This window comes from Flavimobilis marinus, from assembly GCF_900113055.1.
Lineage (GTDB): Bacteria > Actinomycetota > Actinomycetes > Actinomycetales > Cellulomonadaceae > Flavimobilis > Flavimobilis marinus.
Map to the genome: position 1 here is coordinate 157,055 of NZ_FONZ01000002.1, position 15,223 is coordinate 172,277.

General features: G+C 72.3%; 15 protein-coding genes and 1 tRNA gene. 10 read left to right on the top strand and 6 right to left on the bottom strand.

From position 1 onward, the window contains the following. Positions 1-124: 124 nt before the first annotated feature. Entirely contained in the window at positions 125-2,287 is a 2,163-nt protein-coding gene (tkt, locus tag BMZ30_RS05735; RefSeq protein WP_229828584.1) for a transketolase, read from the bottom strand. A 424-nt stretch (positions 2,288-2,711) separates the two neighbouring features. On the opposite strand from tkt, the gene BMZ30_RS05740 reads away from it, so the two are divergent. The 9 genes from BMZ30_RS05740 to der all read left to right on the top strand — a co-directional run bounded on the left by BMZ30_RS05740 (position 2,712) and on the right by der (position 10,969). Then, entirely contained in the window at positions 2,712-3,644 is a 933-nt protein-coding gene (locus BMZ30_RS05740; RefSeq protein ID WP_229828583.1) for a heme o synthase, read from the top strand. 25 nt (positions 3,645-3,669) lie between these two features. Continuing rightward, positions 3,670-4,608 carry a site-specific tyrosine recombinase XerD gene (locus BMZ30_RS05745; protein ID WP_308430766.1) on the top strand — a complete coding sequence of 313 codons (939 nt, stop codon included), beginning with the start codon at positions 3,670-3,672 and terminating at the stop codon, positions 4,606-4,608. Between the two features lie 25 nt (positions 4,609-4,633). After that, positions 4,634-5,506 (top strand): ParA family protein, encoded by an 873-nt coding sequence (locus tag BMZ30_RS05750; RefSeq protein ID WP_093376079.1) that lies wholly within the window; start codon positions 4,634-4,636, stop codon positions 5,504-5,506. Next, a complete protein-coding gene (locus BMZ30_RS05755; RefSeq protein WP_229828580.1) occupies positions 5,490-6,335 on the top strand; it encodes a segregation and condensation protein A in 846 nt (281 codons plus the stop codon). The genes BMZ30_RS05750 and BMZ30_RS05755 overlap by 17 nt, the downstream gene beginning before the upstream one ends. Next, a complete protein-coding gene (gene scpB / locus BMZ30_RS05760; protein WP_093376083.1) occupies positions 6,332-6,991 on the top strand; it encodes an SMC-Scp complex subunit ScpB in 660 nt (219 codons plus the stop codon). The genes BMZ30_RS05755 and scpB overlap by 4 nt, the downstream gene beginning before the upstream one ends. Then, a complete protein-coding gene (locus BMZ30_RS05765) occupies positions 6,988-7,947 on the top strand; it encodes a pseudouridine synthase (protein WP_093376084.1) in 960 nt (319 codons plus the stop codon). Before scpB ends, BMZ30_RS05765 begins: the two co-directional genes overlap by 4 nt. Before the next feature lie 72 nt (positions 7,948-8,019). Continuing rightward, entirely contained in the window at positions 8,020-8,754 is a 735-nt protein-coding gene (gene cmk, locus BMZ30_RS05770) for a (d)CMP kinase (RefSeq protein ID WP_093376086.1), read from the top strand. Beyond that, positions 8,741-9,418: a lysophospholipid acyltransferase family protein gene (locus tag BMZ30_RS05775; protein WP_093376087.1), complete on the top strand. Its 678-nt coding sequence runs from the start codon at positions 8,741-8,743 to the stop codon at positions 9,416-9,418. Before cmk ends, BMZ30_RS05775 begins: the two co-directional genes overlap by 14 nt. 30 nt (positions 9,419-9,448) lie before the next feature. Then, positions 9,449-10,969 (top strand): ribosome biogenesis GTPase Der, encoded by a 1,521-nt coding sequence (der, locus tag BMZ30_RS05780; protein WP_093376089.1) that lies wholly within the window; start codon positions 9,449-9,451, stop codon positions 10,967-10,969. Between the two features lie 72 nt (positions 10,970-11,041). On the opposite strand, the gene BMZ30_RS05785 is transcribed toward der, so the two are convergent. The 4 genes from BMZ30_RS05785 to BMZ30_RS05800 form a co-directional block, all read right to left on the bottom strand. Further along, positions 11,042-11,659, bottom strand: coding sequence for a DUF3618 domain-containing protein (locus tag BMZ30_RS05785; RefSeq protein WP_093376091.1), 618 nt, complete (start codon positions 11,657-11,659; stop codon positions 11,042-11,044). Positions 11,660-11,662: 3 nt separating this feature from the next. Continuing rightward, positions 11,663-12,082: a phage holin family protein gene (locus BMZ30_RS05790; protein ID WP_093376093.1), complete on the bottom strand. Its 420-nt coding sequence runs from the start codon at positions 12,080-12,082 to the stop codon at positions 11,663-11,665. Next, on the bottom strand, positions 12,079-12,996 hold the full coding sequence (locus tag BMZ30_RS05795; RefSeq protein WP_093376095.1) for a hypothetical protein: 918 nt from the start codon (positions 12,994-12,996) through the stop codon (positions 12,079-12,081). Before BMZ30_RS05795 ends, BMZ30_RS05790 begins: the two co-directional genes overlap by 4 nt. A 149-nt stretch (positions 12,997-13,145) precedes the next feature. Then, a complete protein-coding gene (locus tag BMZ30_RS05800; protein WP_093376097.1) occupies positions 13,146-13,898 on the bottom strand; it encodes a MerR family transcriptional regulator in 753 nt (250 codons plus the stop codon). A gap of 202 nt (positions 13,899-14,100) precedes the next feature. On the opposite strand from BMZ30_RS05800, the gene BMZ30_RS05805 reads away from it, so the two are divergent. Then, positions 14,101-14,174: transfer RNA gene (locus BMZ30_RS05805), tRNA-Pro, on the top strand. 4 nt (positions 14,175-14,178) lie between these two features. Here BMZ30_RS05805 and BMZ30_RS13485 read toward each other — a convergent pair. After that, positions 14,179-14,991, bottom strand: a complete 813-nt coding sequence (locus BMZ30_RS13485) for a hypothetical protein (RefSeq protein ID WP_143073136.1) — start codon at positions 14,989-14,991, stop codon at positions 14,179-14,181. Positions 14,992-15,223 lie beyond the last annotated feature (232 nt).

Consider the following 15,223-nt stretch of genomic DNA (forward strand, 5'->3'; position numbering starts at 1 on the left):
GCGAGGGTCGCGCAACGGGTTGGACTCGGCACTGACCTTGACAGGGCTCACGCGGGGGACCTCCGGTATCTCGGGACGGGCATGCGGAGCAGGGCGGGAGCCGAGGCCCCCGCCCTGCCTCCGGTCACTTCTGGTCGCCGGCGAATCCCTCGGAGGGGACTGCGGGACGGTCGGGCGACGTGCCGCGACGAGCGAGCTCGAGCGACTCACGGGCGGCCGCAGCGACGCGCTCGGGCGTGAAGCCGAACTCCGCGAAGAGCTTCTCCGCCGACGCCGAGGCGCCGTAGTGCTCGAGGCTGACCGCACGGCCGGCCTCGCCCAGGTAGCGGTACCAGCTCAGCGCGATGCCGGCCTCGACCGAGACGCGGGCGCGCACCGACGACGGGAGCACCGACTCGCGGTATGCCTCGTCCTGCTCCTCGAACCACTCGAGGCAGGGCATCGACACGACGCGGGTCGGCACGCCCTCGGCCTCGAGCGTCTCGCGCGCGGCGACGGCCAGCTGGACCTCGGAGCCGGTGGCGAGCAGCAGGACCTCGGGGGCGCCGTTCGACGCGTCCAGGAGCGTGTACGCGCCGCGGGCCAGGCCCTCGGTGGTCGCGTAGCCCTGCTCGCCGCGCGGGAACGTCGGGACGTTCTGCCGGGTGAGGATCAGGCCCGTGGGCTCCTTGTCGCGCTCGAGGATCGCCTGCCAGGCGGCAGCGGTCTCGTTGGCGTCCGCGGGACGGACGATCGACAGGCCCGGGATCGCGCGGGTCGCGGCCAGGTGCTCGACCGGCTGGTGGGTCGGTCCGTCCTCGCCGAGGCCCACCGAGTCGTGCGTCCACACGAACACCGGCGGGATCTCCATCAGCGCGGCGAGGCGGACGGCCCCGCGCATGTAGTCGCTGAACTGGAAGAAGGTGCCGCCGTATGGGCGCGTGAGGCCGTGCAGGGCGATGCCCGAGAGGATCGCACCCATCGCGTGCTCGCGGATGCCGAAGTGCAGCGTGCGACCGTACTCGTCACCGGCGAACTCGTGGCTCGAGCGGTGGGCCGGGAGGAACGACGGCTCGCCCGTCATGGTCGTGTTGTTGGACCCGGCGAGGTCGGCGGAGCCGCCCCAGAGCTCGGGCAGCGCGGGGGCGAGGGCGGTGAGCACCTTGCCCGACGCCGAGCGGGTCGCGACCGACGTGCCGGCCTCGAACGTCGGCAGGGACTCGTGCCAGCCCGCCGGGAGCTCGCGCGCCCGCAGGCGGTCGAGCAGTGCCGCGCGGTCCGGGTTGGCTGCGCGCCAGGTGGCGAGCCGCTCGTCCCACTCGGCCTGCAGGCGGGCCCCGCGGTCCTGGAGCTCGCGGGTGTGCGCGATGACCTCGGGCGTGACCTCGAAGGACTTCTCCGGGTCGAAGCCGAGGAGCTCCTTGAGTGCCGTGATCTCGGCGCCGCCGAGCTTGGAGCCGTGCGACGAGTGGTCGCCCTGCTTGGTGGGCGACGGCCACGCGATGATCGTGCGCAGCTGGATGAACGACGGGCGGCCGGTCTCAGCGACCGCGGCGTCGATGGCCGCGTCGAGTGCGTCCATGTCCTCCGCGTACCCGTCCGCGCCAGCGGTCCAGTCCACGGTCTGGACGTGCCAGCCGTACGCCTCGTAGCGCTTGGCGACGTCCTCCGTGAACGCGATCTGCGTGTCGCCCTCGATCGAGATGCGGTTGTCGTCCCAGATCACCACGAGGTTGCCGAGTTCCTGGGTGCCCGCGAGCGAGCTCGCCTCGCTGGTCACGCCCTCCTGCAGGTCGCCGTCCGAGGCCAGCACGAACACGTGGTGGTCGAACGGGCTCTCGCCGGGCGCAGCGTCAGGGTCGAGCAGGCCGCGCTCGCGCCGCTGCGCCATCGCCATGCCGACCGCGGTCGCCAGCCCCTGGCCGAGCGGACCGGTGGTGGTCTCGACGCCCGGGGTGTGGTGCACCTCGGGGTGGCCCGGGGTCAGGGAGTCCCAGGTGCGCAGCGCCTCGATGTCGGAGAGCTCGAGGCCGAAGCCGCCCAGGTAGAGCTGGATGTACTGCGTGAGGCTCGAGTGACCGCACGAGAGCACGAAGCGGTCGCGGCCCAGCCACAGCGGGTCGTTCGGGTTGTGCTTGAGGCGGTTCTGGTACAGCAGGTACGCCACCGGCGCGAGGGAGATGGCCGTGCCGGGGTGGCCGTTGCCGACCTTCTCGACGGCGTCGGCCGCGAGGACGCGGGCGGTGTCCACCGCGCGCGCGTCCAGGTCGCTCCAGCTGCGGGGGTGTGCGGGGGTGGACGCGTTCACCGAACCTCTTTCCTGCCCCGGAGGCCCCGGGGGCTCGTCGTGATCGGCGCAGTCGCGCCGCGTGCTGACAGTCCCGGCGAACCGCCGCGGCGGGGGCGGTGCGGCACCCGGCTCTGCGCCGGTGCCGTGACGCCCGCCGTCCCGCAAGGCAGGACCCGCGGTCGGGTTCGACGTGGTCAGACTATCGGCCCCGCCTGCTCGACGAGCGGTCGATACCAGCAGGTGAACTGACGACGTGGACTCTGTGGTCATCTCGATGGGGTGCGCCGCGGTGTGGCGCACCTCTCCGCCGGGCGCCGGGCCCCGTGGCCCGCCCGGGCAGGCGCAAGGCTTAGCATGGAGGTGAACCCGGTCCCACGGGCGCTGCGCTGCGCACCTGCGCGACCGCGCCCGGGCCCCGATCACGAACGGACACCCGAACCGCGTGCACACCTCGACCACGGCCCCCACGGCAGCGAGCCCGGCGGAGCGGGCTCCGTGGAAGTCGACGGTCCGCGCCTACGTGGCGCTGACGAAGCCGCGGATCATCGAGCTGCTGCTCGTGACCACGATCCCGACGATGTTCCTCGCGCAGGACGGCATGCCCGGCCTCGCCCTGCTGCTGCACACCCTGCTCGGTGGGGCGTTGGCGGCGGCGTCGGCGAACGTCTTTAACTGCTACCTGGACCGCGACATCGACGCGATCATGAACCGGACCAAGCGCCGCCCGCTGGCGACCGGCGAGATCTCCACGGGCGGTGCGCTCGTGTTCGGCACCGTCCTCGGCGTCCTGTCGCTCGTGTGGCTCGGCGTGTTCGTCAACGCGATCTCCGCGTGGCTCGCGTTCGTGGCGATCGCGCTGTACGTCGTCTTCTACACGATGGTGCTCAAGCGCCGGACCTCGCAGAACATCGTGTGGGGTGGCGCCGCAGGTTGCATGCCGGTGCTGATCGGCTGGTCCGCCGTGACCGGGACCGTGGGATGGGGCGCGGTGCTGCTGTTCGGCGTCGTGTTCTTCTGGACGCCCCCGCACTACTGGCCCCTGTCGATCAAGTTCCGCAAGGACTACGCGGACGCTGGCGTGCCCATGCTCCCGGTCGTCGCGAGCGAGCGACGCGTGACCACCGAGATGATCGGCTACACGCTCGCGATGGTGGCCTGCTCGCTCCTCCTGCTCCCCGTGACGCCGCTCGGCTGGGTCTATGGCGTGTCGGCCGTCGTGCTCGGGGCCTGGTTCACGCTCGAGTGCGTGAACCTGCTGCGTCGCTCCCGCGACGGTGCTCGCAAGCTCGGTGCGATGCGGGTCTTCCACGCCTCGATCACCTACCTGACGCTGCTGTCCGTCGCGATCGTCGTCGACGTCCTGCTGCCCTGGTGATCCGGTGGCGGGCGTGGGGGCGTCGGTGCCACGGGCTCTCCAGGGCTCGCTGAGCGAGTACCTCTCGCACCTGAGCGTCGAGCGCGGGCTGTCGCCCCACACGCTCGGCGCCTACCGGCGTGACCTCGAGCGGTTCGTCGCCCACCTCGGTGCCGCAGGGCGCACGCACCCGGGCGAGATCACGCCGGCGGACGTCGAGGCCTACGTGACGCTCGTGCGGACCGGCGCGGACGGTCGGGCCCCGTTGTCGGCGTCGTCGGCCGCCCGCGTGCTGGCGTCGGTACGCGGCTGGCTGCGGTTCTGCGAGGTCGAGGGGCAGCTCACGTCGAGCCCGGCGGCGGCGGTCCGGCCGCCCGTGCAGCCCCGTCGGCTGCCCAAGGCGATCAGCACGGACGACGTCGCGCGGATCCTCGACGCGGCCGGCTCCGGGGACGGGCCGCGCCCGTTGCGCGACCGAGCGCTCCTGGAGCTCGTCTACTCGACCGGCGCGCGGATCTCCGAGGCGGTCGGTCTCGATGTCGACGACGTGGACCTGACCGACGGCGCCGCGGCGGTCCGACTGCTCGGCAAGGGCCGCAAGGAGCGGGTCGTGCCGATGGGCTCGTTCGCGCGCGAGGCGCTCGACGCCTACCTGGTCCGCGCTCGCCCGGAGCTCGCCTCGCACGGTCGCGGGACGCCCGCCGTGTTCCTCAACACCCGCGGCGCCCGCCTCAGCCGGCAGAGCGCCTGGACAGTCCTGCGGGCCGCCGCGGAGCGCGCTGGCGTCACGGGCGCCGAACGCATCTCCCCGCACACGCTGCGGCACTCGTTCGCCACCCATCTCCTCCAGGGGGGTGCGGACGTCCGCATCGTCCAGGAGCTGCTCGGTCACGCGTCGGTGACGACCACGCAGATCTACACGATGGTCACGCCCGACGCGCTGCGGGAGATGTACGTGTCGGCGCACCCGAGAGCCCTCGGCTGAGCGTCGCCTGCGATAACGTAGGCGGGTGACCAGCCAGGACCCGACCGCGCCCGCCGCCTCCCTCGACGCCGTCGGACGCCCCTTGCCGGAGTTCGCCGTCCCCGCACCGCTCACCGGTCACGGCCCCGCGCGGATCATCGCCATGTGCAACCAGAAGGGCGGGGTCGGCAAGACGACCACGACCATCAACCTGGCCGCCGCCCTGGCGGAGTACGGGCGTCGCGTCCTGATCGTGGACTTCGACCCCCAGGGCGCCGCGTCCGTCGGCCTCGGGATCAGCGCTCACGAGCTCGACCAGACGATCTACAACCTGATGATGGAGCGGTCGGCCGACATCCACCAGGTGATCCGGCAGACCGCGGTCGAGAATCTCGACGTCCTGCCGGCGAACATCGATCTCTCGGCCGCGGAGGTCCAGCTGGTCGGCGAGGTCGCCCGCGAGTCGGTCCTGGCGCGCGTGCTGCGCCCCGTGGTGGACGACTACGACGTGATCCTGGTCGACTGCCAGCCGTCGCTCGGCCTGCTGACCGTCAACGCCCTCACCGCCGCGCACGGCGTGCTGATCCCGCTCGAGTGCGAGTTCTTCGCGCTGCGTGGGGTCGCGCTCCTGATCGAGACTATCGAGAAGGTGCGTGATCGCCTCAACCCGCGCCTCGAGGTCGACGGCATCGTCGCGACGATGTTCGACCCCCGCACCCTGCACGCCCGCGAGGTCGTGGCGCGCGTGCACGAGGCGTTCGGGGACACGCTCATGCACACGATGATCGGGCGGACGGTGAAGTTCCCGGACGCCTCCGTCGCTGCGGAGCCCATCACCACGTACGCGCCGACGCACTCGGGAGCGACGGCGTACCGCCAGCTTGCCCGGGAGCTGGTCGCCCGTGGCGACGCCGCCTGACGCGGCACCGGAGGCGCCGCCCCAGCGGGACGGCGGCCAGTTCGAGGTCCACCTCGCCAACTTCACGGGACCGTTCGACGTCCTGCTGTCGCTGATCTCGAAGCACAAGCTGGACATCACAGAGGTTGCGCTGGCCTCGGTGACGGACGAGTTCATCGGCTACATCAAGGCGGTGAGCGCCGCGGGGGACCGGGCCGAGGCGTGGGAGCTCGGGACGGTGAGCGAGTTCCTCGTCGTCGCGGCCACCCTGCTGGACCTCAAGGCCGCGCGGCTGCTGCCGAGCGGCGAGGTCGAGGACGCGGAGGACCTGGAGCTCCTCGAGGCCCGGGACCTGCTGTTCGCGCGGCTGCTGCAGTACCGCGCGTACAAGCAGGTGGCCGGGCTCGTCGGCGCCCGGCTCGCGGACGAGGGGCGTCGCTTCCCGCGGGTCGTCCAGCTGGAGCCGGCGCTGGCGTCGCTGCTGCCGGAGCTCGTGTGGCGCCTCACGGGCGAGGACCTCGCGCGGCTCGCCGCCCAGGCGCTCCAGCCCCGCACGGCGCCGACCGTGGACGTGGGGCACCTGCACGACCCCGCGGTGAGCGTCCGCGAGCAGGCCGCCGTCATCGCGGATCGCCTGCACCGCGCGGGCTCGCAGACCTTCCGGGCCCTGGTGGCCGACGCCGGGCCGACGATGGTCGTGGTGGCCCGGTTCCTCGCCCTGCTCGAGCTGTTCCGCGAGGGTGTGGTGGCGTTCGACCAGGCGGTTCCCCTCGGGGACCTGACGGTGCGCTGGACCGGCGCGGACGACTGGGCAGGCGACGTGACCGACGAGTTCGAGGGAGCATCATGAGCAGCGCCGAGAGCACCGCCCCCAGCGAGACCGAGGCCCCGGAGCGCACCCACGCGTGGGTCCGGGGCGCGACCGAGGCCGTGCTCATGGTGACGGACGAGCCGGTCACCCCGGTGGTGCTCGCGACCGCGCTCGGCGTGCCCGAGGACCGCGTGCGACGCACGCTGACCGACCTGCGCTCCGAGTACGCTTCGAGCAGCCGCGGGTTCGAGCTGCGGGAGGTCGCCGGCGGGTGGCGCCTCTACTCCGCTCCAGAGTTCGCCGACGTCGTCAGCCAGTTCGTCCTGGAGGGGCAGACGGCGCGGCTGACCCAGGCGGCGCTCGAGACCCTCGCGGTGATCGCCTACCGCCAGCCGGTCTCTCGCGGGCAGGTCTCCGCGGTGCGCGGTGTGAATGTGGACTCGGTGGTGCGTACCCTTACTGTGCGCGGACTGATCGCGGAGGTGGGCACGGAACCCTCCAGCGGTGCGGTGCTGTACGGCACCACACCCTCGTTCCTGGAGCGCATGGGCTTCACCTCGCTCGAGGAGCTGCCCCCGTTGGCTCCGTTCCTGCCCGATCTCGACGTGCTGGACGCCGTGGACCCCACGGTGCACCGCATCGTCCGCGCCGACGCCGGCACACCGGCGGTCGGAACCGAAGAGGAGACACAGTGAGTGCAGCAGGCCAGGGACGACGACCGGGCGGATCCGGCGGGTCAGGACGCCCCGAGCGGGGCGGACGCCCTGCGGGCGGGAAGCCAGGGCGCCCCACCGGCGGCAAGCCCGAGCGCGGCGACGGCAGCACGTCCGCTGGCCGCACCTACGGCGCGCCCTCCCGTGGCCCTGCGCGCCCGAAGCGCGCGACGCCGCGGCCCGACGCCGGCCCGACGCACGACGTGCACGTGGCCGACGGTGTGCGCCTGCAGAAGGTCCTCGCGACGGCCGGCTTCGGCTCGCGCCGCGCCTGCGAGGTCATGATCGAGCAGGGGCGCGTCGAGGTCGACGGCCAGATCGTCACCGAGCTCGGCGTCCGGGTGGACCCCGTGCACGCGGTCATCCACGTGGACGGGCTCCGGCTCCAGCTGGACGCCTCGAAGATCACGATCGCCTTCAACAAGCCCGTCGGCGTCGTCTCCACGATGGAGGACACCGACGGTCGGCCCGACCTCAGCCAGTTCTTCGGCGACCGCAAGGAGCGGCTGTTCCACGTCGGCCGGCTCGACACCGATTCCGAGGGTCTGCTCCTGCTGACCAACGACGGCGAGCTGGCCAACCGCCTGACCCACCCCAAGTACGGCGTGCAGAAGACGTACCTGGTGGAGGTCAAGGGCCGGCTCGCCAACGGTGTCGGCAAGCAGCTCCTGGACGGCATCGGCCTCGACGACGGCACGGCGAAGCTCGACGCCTTCAAGCTGATCGCCGCCGTGCCGGACGCCAGCCAGGTCGAGGTCGTGCTGCACGAGGGCCGCAACCGGATCGTGCGGCGCATGTTCGCCAAGGTCGGCTACCCCGTGACGCGCCTGGTGCGTACGCGCATGGGACCGATCCGTCTGGGGGACCTGCCTCCGGGCCGCCACCGGGTGCTCGGGCAGACCGAGCTCGGCACGCTCATGTCTGCCGTCGACCTCTGACGTCTGCCGCCGTGGACGGTCGCTGACCGCTGCCCGTCCCAGGATCGTCCTCCCTCTCGAACTGGAGCCCCTGTGAGCCACAGCCCCCTCGTCATCGCCATCGACGGCCCGTCCGGGTCGGGGAAGTCGAGCGTCTCGCGCGCGGTGGCCGCGCGCCTCGGCCTCGCCTACCTCGACACCGGTGCGACCTACCGGGCGGCGACGTGGTGGTGCCTGCACGAGGGCATCGACCTGAGCGACGCAGCCGCGGTCGTCGCGGCCGTGCGTGCGATGCCGCTCGCGATGGGCGTCGACCCCGGCCGTGAGGTGCTCGAGGTCGGCGGGGCGGACGTGCGCGGCGACATCCGCCAGACGTGGATCTCCGAGGCCGTGTCGGCCGTGGCGACGAATCTCGAGGTGCGGGCGGAGCTGCGCCGTCGCCAGCGCGAGACGATCGACGCTGAGCGGGCGGACGGCTTCTCGGCCGGTCGCGGGATCGTCGCCGAGGGGCGTGACATCACGACCGTCGTCGCGCCGGACGCGGACGTGCGCATCCTGCTGACGGCCTCCGAGGAGGCGCGGCTCGCCCGGCGGGCGCGTGAACTGCACGGTGAGGACGGCGCGGAGGCCGTCGCGGCGACGCGCGACCAGGTGGTGCGGCGCGACCGTGACGACGCCACGGTCTCGCAGTTCGAGGTTGCCGCGGACGGCGTCGTCACCGTCGACTCGTCCATGCTCGACCTCGAGGGCACGATCGGCGCGGTGCTCGACGTCGTCACGCGTCGGACCGCGGGGCGTCGCGCCGTCGACGGCGATGGCGACCGCTGACCGCGGGGTCCGCTGGGGCCACCGGATCGGCCGGTTCCTTGCCCACGGTCTCTGGAGCACCCGCGTCGTGGGCGCGCAGCACGTGCCGACCGACGGGCCCGTGGTGCTCGCCGCCAACCACACGGGCGTGATCGACGGGCCGCTGGTCGTCGGCGTGAGCCCGCGCCCGGTCAGGATGCTCGTGAAGGAGGCGGCGTTCCGCGGCGTCGTCGGCGCGATCCTGCGGCGCACCGGGCAGATCCCGGTCGACGCCACGGGCCGCTCCGCCCTGGCTGCGGCGCTCGAGGTGCTGCGCGGTGGGGGAGTCGTCGGGATCTTCCCCGAGGGCAGCCGCGGGCGCGGGGACCTCTCGTCCGCGCGGGCCGGCGCTGCCTGGCTCGCGCTGGGCAGCGGGGCGACCATCGTGCCCGTCGCCGTGCTGGGCACCCGACGGACCGGGGAGGGCGTGAACCACGTCCCAGGCCCGCGCCGCCGCCTGCACGTCGAGTTCGGCCCCGGGTTGACGGTCGAGCGGAGGCCCGGCACCTCGGGCCGGGTCGCGCTCGAAGAGGCGAACGAGGCCGTGCGGGTGGCGCTGGCCGAGGTCGTCACGCGAGCGACGCGGCGGACCGGCGTGCCGCTGCCCGAGGACGGCCCCGCCACCCCGGGCGCTGCCGGTTCGTGAGATGGGCCCCGAGCCTGGGATGATGGGCTCATGAGCTCTGACCAGACCGACGCGACACCCGCCGAGACCGACCCCGGCACGCCCGATCTCGGTGCGACCACCGACGAGACCACGGCCGACGACGCGCAGCGCGAGTACGCGCTGCGCGCGGGACTCGCGGAGTACGACCTCGAGGACGAGGACCTGGCGATCCTCGACGGCGCGGGCGACCCCGGTGACCTTGAGCGCGGTCCGCGCGTGCTGCCGGTGCTCGCCGTCGTCGGTCGCCCGAACGTCGGCAAGTCGACCCTCGTCAACCGGATCATCGGCCGCCGCGAGGCCGTGGTCGAGGACAAGCCCGGCGTCACCCGCGACCGGGTGAGCTACCAGGCCGAGTGGGCCGGGCGTCAGTTCACCCTGGTCGACACGGGCGGCTGGGAGACGGACGTCGCCGGCATCGACGCGTCCGTCGCGAAGCAGGCCGAGATCGCGATCGACCTGGCCGACGCCGTGCTGTTCGTGGTCGACGCGACCGTCGGTCCGACCGCGACCGACGAGCACGTCGTGAAGCTGCTGCGTCGCTCCAAGAAGCCCATCGTCCTGTGCGCCAACAAGGTGGACGGGCCCCGCGCCGAGGCGGACGCGGCGACGCTGTGGAGCCTCGGGCTGGGGGAGCCGCACGCGGTCTCCGCTCTGCACGGCCGCGGCACCGGTGACCTGCTCGACGCCGCGATGGCCAAGCTGCCCACCGTCTCGGCGCACGGCGTCGCCAGGCCGGACGGCCCTCGCCGAGTCGCGCTCGTGGGGCGTCCGAACGTCGGCAAGTCCTCCCTGTTGAACAAGGTCGCGGGAGCCAACCGCGTCGTCGTCGACGAGACCGCTGGTACCACCCGCGACCCGGTCGACGAGCTCATCGAGCTGCGCGGCAAGCCGTGGTGGTTCGTCGACACCGCCGGCATCCGGCGCCGCGTGCACCAGACGCAGGGCGCCGACTTCTATGCGTCGCTGCGCACGCAGGCCGCGATCGAGAAGGCGGAGGTCGCCGTGGTGCTCGTGGACGCCTCGGTGCCCATGACCGAGCAGGACACCCGCGTGATCTCTCAGGTCGTCGAGGCGGGCCGCGCGCTCGTCATCGCGTACAACAAGTGGGACCTCATGGACGAGGACCGCCGTCCCTACCTCGAGCGCGAGATCGAGAAGGACCTCGTGCAGATCCAGTGGGCGCCGCGGGTGAACCTGTCGGCGAAGACCGGCTGGCACGCGGACCGTCTGGTGCCTGCGCTCGAGCGCGCGCTCGGGTCGTGGGACACCCGCATCCCGACCGGACGGCTCAATGCGTTCCTGGGCGAGCTCGTCGCCGCGCACCCGCACCCGTTGCGGGGCGGCAAGCAGCCCCGCATCCTGTTCGCCACCCAGCCGTCCACCCGTCCGCCGCGCTTCGTCATCTTCGCCTCCGGCTTCCTCGAGGCGGGGTACCGCCGGTTCATCGAGCGTCGTCTGCGCGAGGAGTTCGGCTTCGAGGGGTCCCCCATCGAGATCTCGGTGCGGGTGCGCGAGAAGCGCAAGCGCTGAGCGTCGGTCGAGGTGTGGCACAGACGAGAGCCCCCGTCGTGGCGACGGGGGCTCTCGTCTGTCCTGGGAGGCTCAGCTGCCGCTGGCGGTGTCCTTCACGTCGGACGACGCCTGCTGCGCCTCGGACTTCACGTCCTGCGCGCCGCTAGTCGCGGTGTCCTTCACCTGGGCCGCGCCGTCCGTGGCGGTCGCCTTGACCTGGTCGGCCGCCTGCATGGCAGGCTCCTTGAGGTTCTGGCCGAGGTCCTTGGCGCCCTGCTTCACCTCGTCGGTGACGTGGTGCAGCGCGTCGGAGTCCTTGACGGCCCGCACGGCTTCCCGCTCCTTCTGGGAGGACGGGATGAGTGAGGACACCAGCAGCCCGGCACCGAAGGCGATGAGCCCAGCGGCGATCGGGTTGCCCTGGGCCTTCTCCTTGGCCAGGTGCGGCGCGTCCTTGGCGGAGTCCGCGAGGCCGTGGGCGCTGTCACTGACGGAGCCGCGGGCGTCGTGGACGGACGACGACGCGTGGTCCGCAGCGCCGAAGACCTTGTCCTTGACCGAGCTGACCTTGCTGCGGACCTTCTCCTTCTGGCGGTCCGCGACGCGGCCCGGGCTCACCTTGTCGGTCAGCGCGTCCACGTCGTCGCTGAGCGTGCTGCGGGTCGCGGCGATGTCCGCGCGGATCTGGTCGGGGTCGTTCGTGGTCATGGCTTACTCCTGTCCCTTGAGTGCGTCCGGGATCTTCTTCATGGTGGCGGCCGTCTGTGGGAGCCCCTCGGCGCTTTCGATCTCCTTCTTGCCCTTGAGCGCCAGGACCGCGGCGATGATGGCCCAGATCACGGTGACGATGAGCGCGGACCAGCCGAGGGCAGGCTGGGCGTCGCCGTCGCCGATCATCGTGCCGATCCACCACCACAGGGCGATCGAGGCGAAGAGCAGCACGAAGTTCGCGGCCCACGCGGCGCCGCCGAGCATGCCCGCGCCCGTGCCCGCCTTCTTGGCGGTCTGGCTAGCCTCAGCCTTGGCCAGTGCGAACTCCTGGCGCATCAGGGTGCTGATGTCCTCGGAGATGCGTCCGAAGAGGTCGCCGACCGAGGCGCTGTCGTGCTGCGTCGGGTCGGGTGTGGTCACAGGGAGCCACCTCCCGGACGCTGGTAGCCGGGCTCGCCGTAGCCGGGGGAGCGGTAGGCCGTGCTCTGCGTGCCGTCCGGGGTCGACGTCGTTCCGGTGGTCCCCGTCGTCCCGTAGCCCGCCGTGCTCGCGTTGGTGGTCCCGTAGCCCGCGGTGCTGGCTCCCGTGGTCCCGGCCGGAGCGGGGTCGTACGCGCTGGACCGCGCCGTCGAGGTCGTGGGCGCGCCGTGCGTCGTCGAGTCGTCTCCGTGCTCGTCCTTGGCGCCGCGCGCGACTCGGCCGGCGACGAGGCCGAGCCCCGCCGCGACCGCCATGAACGTGCCTGGGTGGCGGCTTGCGTAGCGCTTGACGTCGGTCAGCAGTTCGCCGGGCTCACGGCCCTCGACCCATTGCGTGGCTCTGTCGAGGTAGGAGGAAGCCTGCTCGACGAGCGAGGCCGCGAGGCCGCCCTCCTCCGACGACGACGCCATCTTGCCGAACTCCGAGGAGAGGCTGCTCGTCGTCCCGGACAGCCGCTGCAGCTGCTCGCCAGCGGTACGAGAGATCTCGTCCCGCGTCTGGGAGAAGAGGTCCTTCGCCTGTGTGCGGGCCTCGGCCACGGTGTCCTTCGCGACGTTCTTCGCCTCGTGGGCGGTGTCGTGCGCCATCTGCTTCTCGGCGTCCATCACCCGGCCAGCGCCTTCCTTGGCGGTGGCCCCTGCGGCTGACGCCTTGTCCTTCATGCCCCCGCCGGACGGGTCGCCCGTGGTCGTCGCCTGCGAGGAGACGGGCGTGCCTGCCGCGGCGGTGTCGCCCCAGGCGGACTGGCGCGCCGGGGTGTCTGCTGCGTGCGCGGGGGAGCCGGTCCCCTGCGAGTCGGTCGGGAGCGGAGCGTAGGGCTCCGTCGGACCGGTGCTGCCGTATGACTCAGTCATGGTGACCTTCCTTCCAGGCGGTACCTGTCGGTGCACCGCGTACGTGACGCGGCGTGTCACTCCATGGTGAGTCGGTATGTCCGTTTCCGCTCGTCGGGCAGCAGGCGGGAGCGCGTGGTAAATGTCCACGCGCCCGCCCGTCGTTGCGGTCAGGCGTCGAGGTGCGCGCGCAGCGCGGCCCGGACGAACTGGGCTCCCTCGGGCCCCCCGTAGTTGGCGGCGAAGCGTGGGTCCGCCACGTACATGTCTGCCAGGCCGAGGACGTAGGCCCGTGCGTGTTCCGGGAGGGCCGCGGGGGTTCCCGGGACCGAACGTAGCCAGGCGACGTGGCGGGCGGCGAGGTCCTGTGCGCGCGTGCTGGCTGGGTCCTCGTCGTCGCGCCACGCGGACACCCACGCTTCGTTGAGCGTCGCCACGCGGTCCCGGAAGTCGCTGCGCTCGTCGGCGGTGAGGCCGCGCCACCAGGAGTCGGAGGCCGCGTAGGCGTCGGAGCCCCATCGCTCGACCACCTCGTCGGCGTGCTGGGTGTGGTCGAATCCGTCGAACATCGAGTCGGTCATGAGATCTGCTCCTTGCTCCAGTGCGGTCAGCGTGCGCTGCACCGCCGCGATCTGTCGGTCGACCCGTGCGCGGGCCGTCTCGAGCTGGGCGACGTGCTGCCGCAGGGCCGCTGTCGTCGAGGGGTGGTCGAGATCGAGCGCCTGCCGGATGGCGTCGAGCCCGAGCCCGAGATCGCGCAGCACGAGAATCCGCTGCAGGCGCACGAGTGCGTCGTCGTCGTACGAACGCATCCCGCTCGGGCTCGTGCTCGACGGCGGCAGCAGCCCGATCGCGTCGTAGTGGCGCAGCGTGCGACTCGTCAGCCCGGTCATGCGGCTGACCTCGTGGATCGTCCGTCCCATACGCTCCTGTCCTCTCGTGGTCACGCGCTGGTCAGCCGCGACACGGTCGACCCTAGGTCTTGACGCTGCGTCAACTGCAAGGCCCAGAAGCCGCGGATCCGTCGGACGTGACACGCGACAGGAGCCGGACAGGCTCGCCGGCAAAGTGGGGTAGTATTTTCGACGGCCCTCCGGGGTCGGTTCGGACCCGCTCGCGGGTCCACGGGATGTGGCGCAGCTTGGTAGCGCACTTGACTGGGGGTCAAGGGGTCGCAGGTTCAAATCCTGTCATCCCGACGGATCAGCCCTGGTGAGAGATGGTTCTCACCAGGGCTTCGTCGTGTCTGGGGTGAGTCCGCACGGTGCGCCCGCTGTCTGCCCGCCCCGGAGGTCGGGTCAGGCGAGCCGGACGGCTGCGCGTCGAGACCGCGGGCTGGGGGCTGGCTGGCGCCTGACCTGCCCCAGCCCCGGGGGAGTCATCGACATCGCCAGCCGGGTGGACGGGCTCGCCATCTTCCCGGGGGCGAACGCGGCGGAGATCCTCGCGCAGGTCTCGCAGCGCATCCCGGTCGTCGCCTTCGCGATGACCGAGGAGCCGGGCGCGGTGCACCACGTCCGGGTGGACAACGCCCAGGGTGTGCGCGAGCTCGTCGAGCACCTGCACGCCGTGCACGGCATCGAGCAGATGGAGTTCGTCAGCGCGACGGAGACGGCAGACTACGCCGAACGGTTCGCCGGCATGCAAGCCGCCCTGGGCGAGCGCGGGCTGAGCGTCCCGTCGGTGGTGCTGGACCCCACGCCCATCGGCGCACAGCAGCCGTTCCCGGTCGTCCACCGGCTCATGGCGGCCCGAGCGTTGCCCCGCGCCCTCGTGTGCGCGAGCGACCACGTCGACGCCCAGGTACTCGTGCCACTCACCCACCGGCTTCTGCTCGGGCCAGCTCCAGTCGCACGTGTCGGGGAAGGTCCGGAACATGCGGAAGTAGTGCTCGGGCGGGATCTGCCCCCAGGCGATCCCGAGGTAGCTGGCGATGCGGGGCTCGGTGTTGAGGGTTCCGTAGTGGTGGCCGGTGAACCAGACGTCCGGCCCACGGTCGCGGTAGTTGTCGAGCACCGCGGCGGGGTCGGCGGGAGGTTCGTCCCAGAAGCCACCGCGGATCTGCCCGACGACGGGCTCGTAGTAGAACCCGAAGTCCATCGTCGCGCTGATCTCCCGGGCCTGGTCCCGCAGCCGTAGCCCGTGGCGCCGTGCAGAAGGCCATCCGGCCGCTGCTCGGCATCGAGGAGTTCACGACCAGCCCCGGCTCGTGAAGGTGAGGTGGCCGCTGCGCGGGGGAGCAGCGGCC